Annotated in this window: 13 protein-coding genes and 2 tRNA genes; 5 read left to right on the top strand and 10 right to left on the bottom strand. The window is 69.2% G+C overall.

The window, feature by feature from the left end:
* The first annotated feature begins 6 nt into the window (after positions 1 to 6).
* Entirely contained in the window at positions 7 to 1,209 is a 1,203-nt protein-coding gene (locus tag ACFPQ9_RS09775; protein WP_380849830.1) for a sensor histidine kinase, read from the top strand.
* Positions 1,210 to 1,887 (top strand): response regulator, encoded by a 678-nt coding sequence (locus tag ACFPQ9_RS09770; RefSeq protein WP_380849827.1) that lies wholly within the window; start codon positions 1,210 to 1,212, stop codon positions 1,885 to 1,887. It abuts the gene before it with no gap.
* Positions 1,888 to 2,025: 138 nt separating this feature from the next.
* Here ACFPQ9_RS09770 and ACFPQ9_RS09765 read toward each other — a convergent pair.
* Positions 2,026 to 2,098: transfer RNA gene (locus ACFPQ9_RS09765), tRNA-Ala, on the bottom strand.
* Positions 2,099 to 2,280: 182 nt separating this feature from the next.
* Here ACFPQ9_RS09765 and ACFPQ9_RS09760 point away from each other — a divergent pair.
* Both ACFPQ9_RS09760 and ACFPQ9_RS09755 read left to right on the top strand, forming a co-directional pair.
* On the top strand, positions 2,281 to 2,829 hold the full coding sequence (locus ACFPQ9_RS09760; protein ID WP_380849824.1) for a helix-turn-helix domain-containing protein: 549 nt from the start codon (positions 2,281 to 2,283) through the stop codon (positions 2,827 to 2,829).
* 177 nt (positions 2,830 to 3,006) lie between these two features.
* Positions 3,007 to 4,854: a serine/threonine-protein kinase gene (locus ACFPQ9_RS09755; RefSeq protein WP_380849821.1), complete on the top strand. Its 1,848-nt coding sequence runs from the start codon at positions 3,007 to 3,009 to the stop codon at positions 4,852 to 4,854.
* A gap of 186 nt (positions 4,855 to 5,040) precedes the next feature.
* Here ACFPQ9_RS09755 and ACFPQ9_RS09750 read toward each other — a convergent pair whose 3' ends face one another.
* Positions 5,041 to 6,381, bottom strand: coding sequence for a hypothetical protein (locus ACFPQ9_RS09750; protein ID WP_380849818.1), 1,341 nt, complete (start codon positions 6,379 to 6,381; stop codon positions 5,041 to 5,043).
* Between the two features lie 241 nt (positions 6,382 to 6,622).
* Positions 6,623 to 6,751, bottom strand: coding sequence for a DLW-39 family protein (locus ACFPQ9_RS09745; protein ID WP_003999697.1), 129 nt, complete (start codon positions 6,749 to 6,751; stop codon positions 6,623 to 6,625).
* 338 nt (positions 6,752 to 7,089) lie between these two features.
* Between ACFPQ9_RS09745 and ACFPQ9_RS09740 the strand changes: the two genes are divergently transcribed.
* Complete coding sequence (locus tag ACFPQ9_RS09740) at positions 7,090 to 7,467, top strand: DUF6344 domain-containing protein (RefSeq protein WP_380849811.1); 378 nt, start codon at positions 7,090 to 7,092, stop codon at positions 7,465 to 7,467.
* Positions 7,468 to 7,595: 128 nt separating this feature from the next.
* Here the strand turns inward: ACFPQ9_RS09740 and ACFPQ9_RS09735 are convergent, their stop codons facing one another.
* The 7 genes from ACFPQ9_RS09735 to recF form a co-directional block, all read right to left on the bottom strand.
* Positions 7,596 to 8,339, bottom strand: a complete 744-nt coding sequence (locus tag ACFPQ9_RS09735) for an AAA family ATPase (protein WP_380849808.1) — start codon at positions 8,337 to 8,339, stop codon at positions 7,596 to 7,598.
* Between the two features lie 77 nt (positions 8,340 to 8,416).
* Positions 8,417 to 8,490, bottom strand: a tRNA-Ile gene (locus ACFPQ9_RS09730).
* Positions 8,491 to 8,599: 109 nt separating this feature from the next.
* The gene (locus tag ACFPQ9_RS09725; protein WP_380849805.1) at positions 8,600 to 9,385 is read right to left on the bottom strand and encodes a DUF3566 domain-containing protein; all 786 of its coding nucleotides are present in this window, start codon (positions 9,383 to 9,385) and stop codon (positions 8,600 to 8,602) included.
* Between the two features lie 18 nt (positions 9,386 to 9,403).
* Complete coding sequence (gyrA, locus tag ACFPQ9_RS09720; RefSeq protein ID WP_380849802.1) at positions 9,404 to 11,992, bottom strand: DNA gyrase subunit A; 2,589 nt, start codon at positions 11,990 to 11,992, stop codon at positions 9,404 to 9,406.
* Positions 11,993 to 12,034: 42 nt separating this feature from the next.
* A complete protein-coding gene (gene gyrB, locus ACFPQ9_RS09715; protein ID WP_380849799.1) occupies positions 12,035 to 14,107 on the bottom strand; it encodes a DNA topoisomerase (ATP-hydrolyzing) subunit B in 2,073 nt (690 codons plus the stop codon).
* 452 nt (positions 14,108 to 14,559) lie between these two features.
* On the bottom strand, positions 14,560 to 15,132 hold the full coding sequence (locus ACFPQ9_RS09710) for a DciA family protein (RefSeq protein WP_380849796.1): 573 nt from the start codon (positions 15,130 to 15,132) through the stop codon (positions 14,560 to 14,562).
* On the bottom strand, positions 15,129 to 16,250 hold the full coding sequence (gene recF / locus ACFPQ9_RS09705; protein ID WP_380849793.1) for a DNA replication/repair protein RecF: 1,122 nt from the start codon (positions 16,248 to 16,250) through the stop codon (positions 15,129 to 15,131). The genes ACFPQ9_RS09710 and recF overlap by 4 nt, the downstream gene beginning before the upstream one ends.
* Positions 16,251 to 16,275 lie beyond the last annotated feature (25 nt).

Below are 16,275 nucleotides of genomic sequence, written 5' to 3'. Positions count from 1 at the left end.
GACCGGGTGAACACGGACGTCGCGCCACGCCACGACGGATGGCAGCAGACCTGGCGGCTGGCGGCGGCCGCGGCCGCGGGCGTACCGGTCTGGTTCTCCACCGGTGTGCTGCTGCGGGGGCAGGGGGTCGAGCCGGGCTCCTGGTTCTTCATCGCTGATCCGCTGGTGGCTCTCGGCTGCCTGACCGCGCTCGCGTGGCGGCGGCGGTTCCCGCTCGCCATCGCCATGACGGTCGCGATCGCCTCGACCGCCTCAACAGCCGCCACGGGTGCGGTACTTCTGGCGCTCGTCTCGATCTCCACCCGTCGCCGTCCGGTGGAGATCGGGGCCGTCGTGCTGGCCTACGTGACCGGGTCGCAGTTCAGCGGCGGGCTCTACCCGATCCAGGGTCCGGCGCCCTCGTGGTGGCTGCAGCTGATGTTCCCGGCACTGACCGCGGGCATCGCGGTGGCCGTGGGTACGGCCATCGGCGCACGGCGCGCGGAGGTACGGTCCCTGCGGGCCCGGGCACAGAGCGCGGAACGCGAGAAGAGCGCCCTCGCGGCGCAGGAACGGGCCCTGGAACGCAACCGGATCGCCCGTGAGATGCACGACGTGCTCGCGCACCGGATCTCCCTGGTCGCCATGCAGGCCGGAGTCCTCGACCACCGCGGCGACCTGGCGGCCGAGGAGCGCCGCATGCTGATCCGCGGCATCGCCGACGGTTCCCACCAGGCACTGGAAGAACTACGAGACGTCCTCGGCGTGCTCCGAGCCGATCCGGACCGGCCGGAACCACCACAACCCACCCTCGACCGCATCCCCGAACTGGTCGCCGACGCCCGCTCATCGGGGCTGGACGTCACGCTCGCCACCACCATGACGGGACATCCGTCCGACACTCTCGGGCGCACTTGCTACCGGATCGTGCAAGAAGGACTCACCAACGCCGCAAAACACGCCCCAGGCGCGCGCGTCCACATCACCCTCGAAGGAACAGCGGGCGACATACTGCGGGTCGACGTCCACAATTCCCGGGCCAACACAGCCACCACGGCCACCACGAGAAGCGCACCGCCACCCGCATCGGGATTCGGCCTGCTCGGCCTCACCGAACGCGTCGCCCTCGCCGACGGGCACCTCGACCACGGCCCCACACCCGAGAACGGATACCTCCTCACCGCACAACTGCCCTGGCCGAACCACCACCACAGCGAGAAGAGACCATAAGTGGACAGCCAACGGGAGCCGGTGCGCGTCGTCATCGTCGACGACGAACAACTGGTGCGGATGGCACTGCGGCTCGTCATCGACGGCGAACCGGACCTGACCGTCGTCGCGGAGGCGGCCGACGGGGACGCCGCGCTCACCGTGGTGGACGAGCAGCGCCCGGACGTCGTACTGATGGACGTGAGGATGCCCGGCCGTGACGGCCTCAGCACGACCCGTGAACTCCTCGCCCGGCCGATGCCGCCACGGGTGCTCATGCTGACGACCTTCGACTCCGACGACCTGGTGCTCGGCGCACTGCGCGCCGGGGCACTCGGGTTCGTCCTCAAGGACACCCAGCCGCCGCAGATCCTCGACGCGGTGCGGACCGTCGCGGAAGGCAACCCCGTGCTCTCTCCGGCGGCCACAGCACGGGTGATCGCCGCGGCCACCGCACCGCAGTCCCCGCACTCCCGCGACTCGTCCCGTGATGCCGCACGCAGGAAGCTGTCCGCACTGACCGGACGAGAACTCGAAACCGCCCAAGCCATCGCGGACGGCCTGGACAACCCGGACATCGCCCGGCGGCTCAACATCGGCATCGCCACCGTCAAAGCCCACACCAGCAGCCTCTTCGCCAAGCTCGCGGTCCACAACCGGGTCCAGATCGCGCTCCTGGTCCGGGACGCGGAGCAATGACCTGCTCCACTCGGACTGATCGTGTGCGAGCTGATCGCGTGCGAGGTGTTGCGTTGCGGGCCGCGGCCCTCGTCCGCCGATCAGGACAAAAAACACCCCTCCGACCGCGTCTCCGCAGGTCAGAGGGGTGTATGCGAGTGGAGCCTAGGGGAGTCGAACCCCTGACATCTGCCATGCAAAGACAGCGCTCTACCAACTGAGCTAAGGCCCCTCAAAAAGAGACGTCCGGCCGGAGGAAAACCCATACCGGCGGGCGCCCAGACCAGAGTACCCGGTCGCCCCCCGGATCCCGCAAAAGGATTGGGGGTCCCGGTAAACGACCACTCTCCGTAAGATGCTCGGCGTGGTTCGCGACAGCGAACCGCGGTTCTGGGGAAGCGATGGGGAGACGCAATGGACGCCGCACAGCAGGAAGCCACCGCAAGAGCGCGGGATCTGCAGCGGAACTGGTACGGGGAGCCGCTGGGGACGCTCTTCCGTAAGCTCATCGACGATCTTGGTCTCAACCAGGCTCGTCTCGCGGGGGTACTGGGACTGTCCGCACCGATGCTGTCGCAGCTGATGAGCGGACAGCGGGCAAAGATCGGCAATCCCGCCGTGGTCCAGCGGGTGCAGCTGCTGCAGGACCTGGCGGGGCAGGTCGCGGACGGCAGCGTGAGTGCGGCCGAGGCCACCGAACGCATGGAGGAGATCAAGAAGTCGCAGGGGGGCTCGGTGCTCAGCAACACCACACAGACGACGAACAGTTCGGGCGCGCCGACGGTCAAGCGGGTCGTGCGCGAGATTCAGTCGCTGCTGCGCTCGGTGGCCGCCGCGGGCGACATCATCGAGGCCGCGGAGACCCTCGCCCCCACCCACCCGGAACTGGCAGAGTTCCTCCGGGTGTACGGCGCCGGCCGCACCTCCGACGCGGTCGCGCACTACCAGTCCCACCAGAACTGACCCCCTGGCCCGGTCGCCGAGGGGGTTCGGCAGCCGGGCCGACGGTGTGCGTCCTGAGCGGGCACGACGGGGGTCGTGCGGGGGAGTCCGCGAAGGACGGTCAGCGAGGGGGAGTCGTATCGCTCGTCGTGGGGGAAGCAAGGGGGGTAACCGGAGGGGGAGGAGCGACGCACAGCCATGGGTGAGGTCTTCGCCGGGCGCTACGAACTGGTCGACCCGATCGGACGCGGTGGCGTCGGCGCCGTCTGGCGCGCCTTCGACCACCGCCGCCGACGCTATGTGGCCGCCAAGGTGCTGCAGCAGAGCGACGCGCACTCGCTGCTGCGCTTCGTCCGCGAACAGGCACTGCGGATCGATCACCCCCATGTGCTCGCGCCCGCCAGCTGGGCCGCCGACGACGACAAGGTCCTGTTCACCATGGACCTGGTCGCCGGCGGCTCGTTGGTCCATCTCATCGGGGACTACGGCCCCTTGCCGCCCTCGTTTGTCTGCACCCTTCTCGACCAGCTCCTCGCGGGGCTGACCGCGGTGCACTCGGAAGGTGTCGTCCACCGCGATATCAAGCCCGCCAACCTGCTCCTCGAAGCCACCGGCACGGGTCGCCCAAGGCTCAGGCTCTCCGACTTCGGAATCGCCATGCGGCTCGGCGAGCCCCGCCTGACCGAGACCAACCTCGTGGTGGGAACGCCCGGTTACCTCGCACCCGAGCAACTCATGGGCGCGGAGCCGGACTTCCCCGCCGACCTGTTCGCCGTAGGGCTGGTCGCGCTGTATCTGCTGGAGGGGGCCAAGCCGGACGCCAAGGCGCTCGTCCAGTACTTCACCACGCACGGGACGCCGGGTGCGCCCAAGGGCATTCCGGAACCGCTGTGGCAGGTGGTGGCCTCTCTGCTGCAACCGGATCCGCACGCGCGGTTCCGCACGGCGACGGGTGCGCGCAAGGCCCTCGCCGCGGCCGTCGAGCTCCTGCCGGAGCCCGGACCCGACGACGAGATCATCGAGATCTTCGACCAACTCGGGCCGCTGCCATCGGGGTTCGCGCCGGAGGGTCCGCTCAAGCGGGCGCCGGGGATCGAAGGGGAGCGGACCGGCTCCGGCCAGTTCCAGGCCGGCGAGCGTTCGGTCGGGACGTCGGGCTCGGTGAACGGTGTCGGACCTGACCCGAGGAGCATCGGCTCCGTACCGAGCGGCACCGGGTTCGGGGCCGCCGGCACCGGGCTCGGGGCAGCCGGCACCGGGCGAGGCACGGCCGACAACGGGCGGGACGCATCCGGCACCGGAACCGGCTCCGGCTCCGTTTCCGGCGATCCGGGTCACCTGCCGGCTGGGCAGACACCGCGCGAGCCCTCCGCCTCCCCACAGGCGGGCGACAGCAGCGGCTCCGTCAACATGTCGGACACCGGCAGCTTCCATCTGCCGCTCCCGCAGCCCACAGGCTCCTCCCCGCAGGAACAAACGCCCTCGCGACAGCCGTACGCGGCACAGGCACCTTTCCAGCCCCAGTCGCAGCCCCAGCCGCAGCCCCAGCCGCAGCCGCAGCCGCAGCCGCAGGTCCCGACGCAGGGACCGGTTGCACACGGCGAAGTACGCAGAGGCGGCACCAGCCACCAGGGCGCCCAGCATCACCCGGCCGACCACCGCCACGACCAGCAGACCGGCAATCCCCCGACCCAGAACCCCCAGACCGGCATTCCCCCGGTCACCAGCTCCCCCTACGACACCACTCACGTCCTGTCCTCCCCCCAACCACACACGCCGCAGTACCCGCATCAGCCTCCGACGACGCCGCCCCAGCACCAGCGCGTCGATGCCTCTACTGCTTCGTACACCGCTCAGAGCCCGCAGGTTCCACCTTCGGCTCCCCCAGTTCCGCAGCCACGCCGTCGCGGCGGTCACCGAGCCGTCCGCCGAGCGGACCGCGGCCCCGCCCGCCGCCCCGGCCCGCCCGCCAAGGTGGCAGTGCCACTCCTGCTGCTGGCGCTGGCCTGTTACGCCGTGGGTTTCTGGGCCCTGGCCCAGCTCTGAGAACCGGATGGCGGGTGCCCTGGCCCAGAGGACCCCAAAGCCCTCCCGCCTGACTCCAAGCCGCCCGCCTGATCGCAAAGCACGCCGCCTGACCCCAAGCCCTCGCCTGACCCCAAAGCCCGCCGCCTGACCCCAAAGCCCGCCGCCTGACCCCAAAGCCCGCCGCCTGATCCCGAAGCCCGCCGCCTACAAGGCCCCGACCCTCCGCCGGGCCACCACCATCCACACCCCCAACACCACCAGCACCAAGGTCCCGGCCCCGAGGCCGCTGACCGCGAGCACGGTCAGCGCGGCATCCCCGCCGCCTCCGGCCCCGCCCCCGACTCCGCCGGCCGCAGCCGCCTCCCGGTCGCTCTCCGAGACCTGGAACACGTCCCTCGGCTCGGACTCCCCCGCATAACCGGGCCCGGCCTCGGCCGAATGTTCCTCCCGCACGCGCAGCGTCAGCTCGAACGGCCCGTCGCCGTACCTCTCGGCCACCACCACCGACAGATGCACCACGAGGTAGTAGGAGCCCGCGAACCGCATGGCGCTGAGCCGGGACGTGCGGGCGTACCGGTTCTCGTAGGCGACCGGCGGCAGGGGGTCGAGTTCGGCGGACTTCTCGCTGCCGTCGTAGTTGGCGCCGGCGTCGTCGACGAATCCACGTGCGGGGTTGTAGAGGGCGAGGTTCAGGGCCCCGACCGCGTAGCCGTCACGGCTCTTCGAGGCGCCCAGTTCGGCGGTGGCGTGCAGCTGGCGACCCCAGTCGAGCGGCACCTTGTAGAAGAGGGTCCGCCCGGGCTCGATGTCGGAGGTCCACGCGCCCTCGCCGACCGGTACCGCCGAGGCGAAGCCGGAGCCGCCCTTGCGGCGCTCGCCCTCGCCGGTGAGGGGGTCGGGTGTGGCGGAGTCCCAGGTCTCGGGGGCGCTGGTCTCGCCGGCCTGCTTCAAGGGCGGTTCGGTGACGGCGAAGAGTTCCAGGGCCCAGGTGTCCGGCGCGGACTCCGCCGTGGAGACGCGCTCGACGATCACGTCGTAGGCGCCCGCGGTCTCGCAGCGGGTCCGGGCGGCCGAGATGTCGCGCGTGCCCCATACCGCGATCGGGCGGGGGCTGTGGGCGACGCCGAAGGTCTCGGTGTCCTGGGAGCAGGAGTGGCCTGTGGCGTCCCGTACGGTCACCTCGATGCCGTCGCCCGCGTAGAGCGTGCTGCCGGAGGCGGGGACGGCGGTCACGGCGACATACGCGTCCGAGGTGTCGTCGAGGTCGAGGCGATAGTGGATCTCCCCGTCGCCGGGCAGGGAGCTCTTGTAGGTCGTGCCCGGGGCGAGAGGTGCGGCGTCCGCGGTGCTCGCGCCTCCGGTGACGGGGCGGGCGTCCGGCGCGAAGACGTACGGATCAGGTGTTCCGGCGGCGAGGGCGGGCCCGTTGGGCAGGGCGGCCGTCGCGCACAGCAGCAGCGCCGCCACGATGGCCGCACGCGCGCGTACCGGCGTAGAACCGCGCCACTTCCTCGCGGGACGCCACCACGCCGTACGCCGCCTCATCACGCGCCACCCCTCGTCACCACAACCGGACCTTGGACTCGCCCATCCTGCCCAGCCCGGCCGCGCGTCACCCCCACAATCCGTACGGCCGTCCGAAAAGCCCGGCTCTACGGCCTCCGGTCCGCCCGCGCAACTCGAAGCGGCGGCGCGACTCGAGGCGGCGGCGCCGTACGCCCCGGTGGGTACACAAAACCCCGGCCGCGTGGGCGACCGGGGTGTGTGTGCGATCCGATGTCGTGACTCACGAACCTGTGGGCACGGAGTCAGTCGCCTCCGTCCACAGATCCTGCTCGGCGCGATCCGCCTGGATCTGGCGGTACACGAGGAGCCCGCCGATGGCGGCCAGTGCGACCAGGAGAAGCTTCTTCACCGCGCGACCTCGTCTTTCCTTGACGTAGGGGACCTCTGGCGCCCGACTATACACACCGGTCGATATCAATCGGTGACCTGAGTCCGGGCTCAACTGCCCGTCGCCGCACCCCAGTAGAAGCGGATGCCGCCGCTCCGATCGGAGGGTGATCACACCCCGACGGACGGTGACCTTTGGCCCCTTTCCTCCATCTTCGCTCACTCATCGAATGCCATGCATCCATTCGAGTGCTGTTCATCTGAAGATCGACGCGCCACGGGCGTCGGTCCATGACTTCTCAGCCCCCATACACATCATTGGGAAAGTACGCAAATCGCCCAACCCGAAAGTGAGGGGCCATGACCAGGAACAAGGTCATGAACCTGTGGACCGCCATCGTCACCGCCTTCCTCGCGCTGTGCACGGCGCTCGGATTCGTCACCAACACCGCCGCGGCGGCCGTGCCGCACACCGAGACCAGCCGCCGGAGCAACGGCGACGACAACAACCGCAGCGCCGAGCTGCCGGTGCCGGCGATGCCCCAATGGGCCTGGTCCTACGCCAGAGCACTGCCCCCCACGATGAAGCAGCGCATCCGAGCCGAGGCACACGGCAAGACCCCCAGCTGCCGCCACCGCCCGCTCACCGAGACGGAAGCGGCCACCACGGGCTCGACCACCCGGGAATGCGCCCACTCCGCGGAACCGGCGCAACCACTGGTCCCGCACCAGCGCTGAACCCCGGCTCGACCCGAGCTGTGACCCTCTGCCTCAAAGCCTGTTGCCACACCTGTTCCAAGTGCTGTTCCTGAACCTGCTCCACAGCAACACCCAGGCGAACTGCTTCGCCCCTGCTCGTCCCCGACTCATCGCGTATCGACGATGTGCCGGAGATAGGTCCACGGGTCGTCGAGGTACCGCCGCCAATGATCGACGAGTTCCAGATCCCGCCAACCGGCGGGACGCATTCCGTGGTCACCCACCTCGATGATCTCGGCGCCCGGAAGCGCCGTCAGCACGGGTGAGTGCGTCGCGCAGATGATCTGTGCGCCGGAACGCCCCAGTTCGTGCAGCAGACCCACGAGTTGAAGACAAGAAGCGAAGGACAGCGCAGCCTCCGGCTCGTCCAGGACGTACAGCCCAGGCTCCTGAAACCGCTCGCGGAAGGCCATCAGAAAGCCCTCGCCGTGGCTCATCTCGTCCGCGGCGCCGGACAGCCTTCCCGACTTCTGCTCCCGGTCCAGCGCGTCGAGCGCCGTCTCCGCCCGCAGGAAGAATCCTCTGCGGCGCGTCCGAGGCCCACGCAACATACGACGACCGGCTGCTGTCGCCTCGAACTTCATCCGCCCGCCCAGGGCCGACGGCTCCCGCCAGGTCGCGTACTTGTAGCCCGCGGATCCGCCCCAGGAGTCCAGGCCGAAGCCCTCCGCCAGCGCCTCGACGAGGGTCGACTTCCCCGAGCCGTTCTCCCCCACCAGGAACGTGACGGGCGCGGTGAATCTCAGACCGTCCTCCAGGAGCTGCCGCACACACGGCACCGACCACGGCCAGCCGTCGCCCTCCCCCCGCTCGTCCTCGGCGACATGCGCGTATGCCCGTTCGACGATCATGTCGAAAGGCTCTCATCCGGCACTGACAATCGGACATGCGAAAACCCCCAGCCGTATCGACTGGGGGTTTCTCGCTGTGGGGCTAACAGGATTTGAACCTGTGGCCTCATCCTTATCAGGGATGCGCTCTAACCAACTGAGCTATAGCCCCGCCGCGCTCTGCGGTGTATCCCGCGCGCTGACTCCTGAAGATTAGCGCACGACCGGGGCAGTCCCAAAATCGGTTGTCGGAGGACCGTCAGCGGCGGTTCAGCGCCAGGTCACTCGTCCTCGGCGAGCGTCAGCTCGACGCCGCCCACGAAGCCGGCGGAGAGGTTGTAGATGAACGCGCCGAGCGTCGCCAGCGCCGTCGCCAGGACGACGTCGATGACCGCGATGATCGACGTGAACATCAGCACGTGCGGCAGCGACAGGAACGACTGGAGGTCGAAGCCGTTCGACTCGTTCGAGCCGGTCGCCTCGGAGATCGTGCCGCCGACCGTCGAGAAGACACCCATGGCGTCCATGACCATCCACAGCACCGCGGACGCCACGATCGTGCAGAGGCCCAGCGCGATGGAGAGCAGGAAGCTGACCTTCATCACCGACCACGGGTCGGCCTTGGCCACCCGCAGGCGCGCCTTACGGGTGCGCGGCGTCGTACGCGCCCCCGTGCGGGGCCGACGCACCGCGCCCGCCGGAGCGCCCGTCTGGTACGCCTGCGGCGGGTGGTAGGGCCCGGCGGCCTGCTGCGGCTGCCGTTCCCCGGGAAGCGGCGAGCCCGGGGCCGCCTGGTGCGCGCCCGCGGGCTGGGGCTGCGGCTGGGCGCCCGGCGCCCCGGCCGCGTACTGCTGGGCCTGCGGGCCTCGGGTGTCCGTCACGGTTCCCCCCTGGGATCCGGGTGCGTCGGGCGAGGGAGACCCTTTCGCCGGCGACTTGATCGCTTTCAGCTGGGTGGTGTGCGTGTCCGTCGCAGGCGCGGCGGAGCCACGGCCGCCGCCCGTCTCCGTACCGGCCGTAGAACCGGTCGAGGTACCGGACGATCCGGCGCCCGTGGCTCCGCTCACGATGACTCTCTCCTCGTGCTACTCGGCCGAGGGTGCGTCCTCGTCCGTGCCGATGGTCGTGGCGGCTCCCTCGGCGGTCTCGTCGACGACCACGTCGCCGTCGACTTCCTCCGCCTCGCGTCCCGCCTCGGCGTTGCGTGCGATACCCACGACGGCATCGCGCTTGCCCAGGTTGATCAGTTGGACGCCCATGGTGTCACGGCCCGTCTCCCTGATCTCGTTGACTCGCGTACGAATCACACCGCCGCCCAGCGTGATGGCGAGGATCTCATCGGTCTCCTCGACCACCAGCGCGCCGACGAGGGAGCCGCGGTCCTCGACGATCTTGGCGGCCTTGATACCGAGGCCGCCGCGACCCTGGACGCGGTACTCGTCGACCGCGGTCCGCTTCGCGTACCCGCCGTCGGTGGCAGTGAACACGAACGTACCGGGTCGAACAACATTCATCGAGAGCAGCTCGTCTCCCTCGCGGAAGCTCATGCCCTTGACGCCCGAGGTGGCGCGGCCCATGGGGCGCAGCGACTCGTCCGTAGCGGTGAACCTGATCGACTGCGCCTTCTTGCTGATCAGAAGAAGATCGTCGTCGGGCGACACGAGCTCGGCGCCGATCAGTTCGTCATCGGATCCGTCCTCCATCTCACGGAGGTTGATCGCGATGACACCGCCGGAGCGCGGCGAATCGTAATCCTTCAGAGGCGTCTTCTTCACCAGACCGGCCTTGGTGGCGAGCACGAGGTAGGGAGCCGCCTCGTAGTCGCGGATCGCGAGGATCTCGGCGATCGCCTCGTCCGGCTGGAAGGCCAGCAGGTTCGCCACGTGCTGCCCGCGCGCGTCCCGGCCGGCGTCCGGAAGCTCGTACGCCTTCGCCCGGTACACCCGGCCCTTGTTGGTGAAGAACAGCAGCCAGTGGTGGGTGGTCGAGACGAAGAAGTGGTCGACGATGTCGTCTTCCTTCAGCTTCGTGCCGCGTACCCCCTTGCCGCCGCGCTTCTGCGCCCGGTAGTCGTCCGTCTTGGTGCGCTTGACGTAGCCGCCGCGCGAGACGGTGACGACGATGTCCTCTTCGGCGATGAGGTCCTCGATGGACATGTCGCCGTCGTAGGGCACCAGCATGGTCTTGCGGTCGTCGCCGTACTTCTCGACGATCGCCGCCAGCTCCTCGCTGACGATGCCGCGCTGGCGGACCGGCGAGGCGAGGATCTCGTTGTACTCGGTGATCTTCGCCTGGAGCTCGTCGTGCTCCTGGATGATCTTCCGGCGCTCCAGGGCGGCCAGTCGGCGCAGCTGCATCTCGAGGATGGCGTTCGCCTGGATCTCGTCGATCTCCAGGAGCTCCATCAGGCCCGTACGCGCGATCTCGACCGTGTCGCTGGCCCGGATCAGCGCGATGACCTCGTCGATGGCGTCCAGGGCCTTCAGCAGGCCGCGCAGGATGTGCGCGCGCTCCTCGGCCTTGCGCAGCCTGAAGCGCGTACGGCGGACGACGACCTCGATCTGGTGCGTCACCCAGTGGCGGATGAACGCGTCCAGGGAGAGCGTGCGCGGGACGCCGTCGACCAGCGCCAGCATGTTGGCGCCGAAGTTCGTCTGCAGGTCCGTGTGCTTGTAGAGGTTGTTGAGTACGACCTTGGCGACCGCGTCCCTCTTGAGCACGATGACCAGCCGCTGGCCCGTGCGGGACGACGTCTCGTCACGGACGTCGGCGATACCGCCGATCTTGCCGTCCTTCACCAGGTCGGCGATCTTCTGCGCGAGGTTGTCCGGGTTTACCTGGTACGGCAGCTCCGTGACCACCAGGCACTGGCGGTTCTGGATCTCCTCGACCTCGACGACCGCGCGCATGGTGATGGAGCCGCGGCCGGTGCGGTACGCCTCCTCGATGCCCTTACGGCCCACCACAAGGGCGCCCGTCGGGAAATCGGGGCCCTTGATGCGCTCGATGAGGGCGTCCAGGAGCTCCTCGTGCGAGGCCTCCGGGTTCTCCAGGCACCACTGGGCGCCGGCCGCGACCTCGCGCAGGTTGTGCGGCGGGATGTTGGTCGCCATGCCGACCGCGATACCGGCGGAGCCGTTGATCAGCAGGTTCGGGAAGCGGGACGGCAGGACGGTCGGCTCCTGCGAGCGGCCGTCGTAGTTGTCCGTGAAGTCGACGGTCTCCTCGTCGATGTCACGGACCATCTCCATCGACAGCGGCGCCATCTTGCACTCGGTGTAGCGCATGGCCGCCGCCGGGTCGTTGCCCGGAGAGCCGAAGTTGCCGTTGGAGTCGACGAGCGGCATGCGCATCGACCACGGCTGGGCGAGACGGACCAGGGCGTCGTAGATCGAGGAGTCGCCGTGGGGGTGGTAGTTGCCCATGACGTCGCCGACGACACGGGCGCACTTGTAGAAGCCGCGCTCGGGGCGGTAGCCGCCGTCGTACATGGCGTACAGGACGCGGCGGTGGACGGGCTTGAGGCCGTCGCGGACGTCCGGCAGCGCGCGGGAGACGATGACGGACATCGCGTAGTCGAGGTACGAGCGCTGCATCTCCGTCTCGAGCCCGACGGGCTCGACACGCAGGATCTGTCCCTCGTCAGGCGTGACGGGAGTGTTCTCGTCGGTCATTGCTGGTGAAAGTCCTTCCTGGTGCGGTCAGCTGAGACCGACTCAGATGTCGAGGAAGCGGACGTCCTTGGCATTGCGCTGGATGAACTGGCGGCGGGCCTCGACGTCCTCGCCCATGAGGACCGAGAACAGGTCGTCGGCCTGGGCGGCGTCGTCGAGGGTGACCTGGCCGAGGACGCGGTGCTCCTGGTCCATGGTCGTCACACGCAGTTCCTCGGCGTTCATCTCGCCGAGACCCTTGAAGCGCTGGATCGAGTCCTCGCGGACGCGCTTGCCGCGCTGACGGCCCATCTCCAGGAGGGCGTCGCGCTCACGGTCGGAGTAGGCGTACTCGACCTCGTCCCGGCCCCACTTGATCTTGTAGAGCGGGGGACGGGACAGGAACACGTGCCCGGCCTCGACCAGCGGCCGCATGAAGCGGAACAGGAAGGTCAGCAGCAGGGTGTTGATGTGCTGGCCGTCGACGTCGGCGTCCGCCATCAGGATGATCTTGTGATAGCGGAGCTTCTCGATGTCGAAGTCCTCGTGCACACCCGTGCCGAAGGCCGAGATCAGCGCCTGGATCTCCTGGTTCTGCAGGATCTTGTCGATCCGCGCCTTCTCGACGTTGAGGATCTTGCCCCGGATCGGGAGGATCGCCTGGTACTGCGGGTTGCGGCCGGACTTGGCCGAGCCGCCGGCGGAGTCACCCTCGACGATGAAGATCTCGCACTTGGTGGGGTCGTTCGACTGACAGTCGGAGAGCTTGCCCGGCAGCGAGGCGCTCTCCAGCAGTCCCTTGCGACGGGTCAGGTCGCGGGCCTTGCGGGCCGCCACGCGCGCGGTGGCCGCCTGGATGCCCTTGCGGACGATGTCCGCGGCCTCGTTCGGGTTGCGGTCCAGCCAGTCGTTGAGGTGCTCGTAGACCGCCTTCTGCACAAAGGTCTTCGCCTCCGTGTTGCCCAGCTTGGTCTTCGTCTGGCCCTCGAACTGCGGCTCGCTCAGCTTCACCGAGATGATCGCCGTCAGGCCCTCGCGGATGTCGTCACCCGTGAGGTTGTCGTCCTTCTCGCGCAGCAGCTTCTTGTCGCGCGCGTACTTGTTGATCAGGTTGGTCAGGGCCGCGCGGAAGCCCTCTTCGTGCGTACCGCCCTCATGCGTGTGGATGATGTTGGCGAAGGAGTACACGCCCTCGCTGTAACCGCTGTTCCACTGCATGGCGACTTCGAGGGAGAGGGCCTTGTCCTTGTCCTCGGCCTCGAGGTCGATCACCGACGGGTGCACCACATCGCCCTTGCGGGAGTTGAGGTACTTCACGAAGTCGACGATGCCGCCCTCGTAGTGGTACGTGACGGCCTTGACCTCGGCCTTCTCGTCCGCACCGGCCTCGTCCGCACCGGAGGTGGCCTTCGCCGACTCGCGCTCATCAGTGAGTTTGATCGTCAAACCCTTGTTGAGGAACGCCATCTCCTGGAAGCGCCGCGAGAGCGTCTCGAAGGAGTAGTCGGTGGTCTCGAAGATGTCGGCGTCGGCCCAGAAGGTGACCGACGTGCCCGTCTCCTCGGTGGCCTCGTGCTGAGCCAGCGGAGCCGTGGGGACGCCCATCTTGTAGTCCTGCGTCCAGCGGTGGCCGTCGGTCCTGACCTCGACGGCGACCTTCGAGGACAGCGCGTTCACGACGGACACGCCCACGCCGTGCAGACCACCGGAGACCGCGTAGCCGCCGCCGCCGAACTTGCCGCCCGCGTGCAGCACGGTCAGCACGACCTCGAGCGCCGGCTTGTTCTCGGAGGGGACGATGCCCACCGGGATGCCACGGCCGTTGTCGACGACGCGCACGCCACCGTCGGCGAGGATCGTGACCTCGATCGTGTCCGCGTGACCGGCCAGCGCCTCGTCGACGGAGTTGTCCACCACCTCGTAGACGAGATGGTGCAGACCGCGCTCGCCGGTCGAACCGATGTACATACCGGGTCGCTTGCGAACCGCGTCCAGACCCTCGAGGACGGTGATGGCACTCGCGTCGTAGGACGCCGTGACGGAGGCCTCGGCGCCTGGGGCCGCGGCCTCGGTGGACGGGATGTTCTCGTTGGGGTTGCCGGAATCGGCCACGAAGCGCCCTTTCTGGCACAGCACGAGCCGGGCTCGTCGGCGGGTTGCCGGAGCGGCTGCGGCATGTTGCGTTGGTAAGCCTTGATCAGCGTTGCTCAGCTTTTCCCGGACGGTCCCCACGAGTGGGGCGGGATTGCGCTCCAGTCTACCGGTAGCGCCGACAGTGATGGGGGTTTGCCGGTACCTGAGTCCGCATGTGCCGCCCTGAACCCGCCTCTTCCGACTCCCGATATGCGGATGGGGGCTCCAAGAGGCTCACAGAGCCACTCAGCGCTTCCGGCCGTCAACCCTTTGCTACTTAGGAGTCAGGTCGCGATTCGCAACCGCGTGCGGTCGTACGAGGACGAGGTCACAGACGTCGTTCCGTAACCGGCGCCGGCTACTGATGTGATGTCGGTCACCTGTGCCCGACGGGGCTGTAGAGGCTGCTGTTACGGGGGTTCCGCAGGCCGATCGGACGCCGCCGGCCAGTGCACTCACCCGTATGTGTCGCCGGGACCCGTGCTGCCGGGGGCGCGCAGCGGGCCGTAACGGCGGGCCGGGCCGCCGGGGCCGTTCACCTTGATCTGGCGGACCGCGCCATGCCCGAGGTCCTCGTTGAGGCGGGCGACCAGCGTCGGGGCGAGCAGCCGCAGGTTCGTCGCCCAGGCCGTCGAGTCGCAGCGCACGACCAGGACCCGCTCGTCCTCGTCGTACCTCTCCGGCACACAGTGCTTGGCGACGTCGTCGCCGACGATCTGCGGCCAGCGGCCCATCACACCGCCCACCGCGGCCGGGGTCTCCCAGCCCCGCTCGGTGATCAAGCGGTTAATGGCGGCGCCGAGCGCCAGAGGGTCGCGTCCGTCGGCCCGCGCACCGGAGCGCAGGCCGCCCCCGCGCCGCGCCTGCTTCCTCTGCTGCGCCGCGTCCCCACGCGCGCGTGCCTGCTCCTTGGCTGCCCTCAGCGCCACACGCGCGAGGTCGACGCCGGAAGGCTCCGGAGCCTGCTTGGGAGCTCCAGGGCCGTCAGGGACGCTCTCGGACGGATTCCCGGACGGGTTCTCGCTCATACGCGCTCCACCGTCCCCTCAGCCACCGTGTACCGCGCCCCCGCCAGAACGGGCGGCACATCGTCGTCGACCGCGGCCGTCACCAGGACCTGCTCGCCGGGCGCGACCAGCTCCGCCAGCCGCTCACGCCGCCTGGCGTCCAGCTCGGCGAACACGTCGTCGAGGACCAGCACCGGCTCGTTGCCCTCGGCCCTGAGCAGGTCGTACGACGCCAGGCGCAGCGCCAGCGCATACGACCAGGACTCGCCGTGCGAGGCGTAGCCCTTGGCGGGCAACTGACCGAGTTTGAGAAGCAAATCGTCCCGATGAGGCCCTACGAGCGTGACGCCCCGCTCGATCTCCTGCTTACGGGCCTCGGCGAGCGCCGCCATCAGCTGCTCGAAGAGATCCTCGCGCGTGTGCGCCTCACCGGGAGCCGACGGCTTGTAGTCCAGCGCGACCGGGCCGCCGCCGGGGGCCAGCTGCTCGTACGCCTTGTCGGCCAGCGGTTGGATCGTCGCGATCAGGTCCAGGCGCTGGGCTAGCAGCTCGGCGCCGGCACGCGCGAGGTGCTGGTCCCAGACGTCGAGGGTCGACAGATCCATCGAGCGGCCGCCGTGCCTGCGGGCCAGCGCGGCCGACTTCAGAAGGGTGTTGCGCTGCTTGAGGACCCGCTCGTAGTCGGAGCGCACGCCCGCCATGCGCGGCGAGCGGGCGGTGATCAGCTCGTCGAGGAAGCGTCGCCGCTCGCCGGGGTCGCCCTTGACCAGCGCGAGATCCTCCGGCGCGAACAGCACGGTACGGACGATGCCGAGCACATCACGTGGCCTGACCTGCGAGGACCTGTTGATCCTGGCGCGGTTGGCCTTGCCCGGGTTCAGCTCCAGCTCGACCAGCTGCTGCCGGTCCCCCTGCCGCACCTGCGCCCGGATGACCGCCCGGTCGGCACCCATGCGCACCAGGGGCGCGTCGGAGGCGACACGGTGGCTGCCGAGGGTGGCGAGATAGCCGACGGCCTCCACGAGGTTCGTCTTGCCCTGGCCGTTGGGACCGACGAAGGCGGTGACGCCCGCATCGAGCGGGACCTCGACCCTGGCGTACGAGCGGAAGTCGGCCAGCGACAGATGCGTGACGTGCATGGTCGTTCGCCGACCTCCCCCAACA

The organism is Streptomyces coerulescens (assembly GCF_042657965.1).
GTDB lineage: Bacteria > Actinomycetota > Actinomycetes > Streptomycetales > Streptomycetaceae > Streptomyces > Streptomyces coerulescens.
Note: the sequence above shows the minus strand (reverse complement) of the source record. Positions and strands in the feature narration are given on the sequence as shown.

Bases quoted from the DNA above. Each gene is read 5' to 3' on its own strand.
- ACFPQ9_RS09760 (WP_380849824.1), top strand. From the start codon at position 2,281: ATGGACGCCGCACAGCAGGAAGCCACCGCAAGAGCGCGGGATCTGCAG.
- ACFPQ9_RS09755 (WP_380849821.1), top strand. From the start codon at position 3,007: ATGGGTGAGGTCTTCGCCGGGCGCTACGAACTGGTCGACCCGATCGGA.
- ACFPQ9_RS09750 (WP_380849818.1), bottom strand. From the start codon at position 6,381: ATGAGGCGGCGTACGGCGTGGTGGCGTCCCGCGAGGAAGTGGCGCGGT.
- ACFPQ9_RS09740 (WP_380849811.1), top strand. From the start codon at position 7,090: ATGACCAGGAACAAGGTCATGAACCTGTGGACCGCCATCGTCACCGCC.
- ACFPQ9_RS09735 (WP_380849808.1), bottom strand. From the start codon at position 8,339: ATGATCGTCGAACGGGCATACGCGCATGTCGCCGAGGACGAGCGGGGG.
- gyrA (WP_380849802.1), bottom strand. From the start codon at position 11,992: ATGACCGACGAGAACACTCCCGTCACGCCTGACGAGGGACAGATCCTG.
- ACFPQ9_RS09710 (WP_380849796.1), bottom strand. From the start codon at position 15,132: ATGAGCGAGAACCCGTCCGGGAATCCGTCCGAGAGCGTCCCTGACGGC.
- recF (WP_380849793.1), bottom strand. From the start codon at position 16,250: ATGCACGTCACGCATCTGTCGCTGGCCGACTTCCGCTCGTACGCCAGG.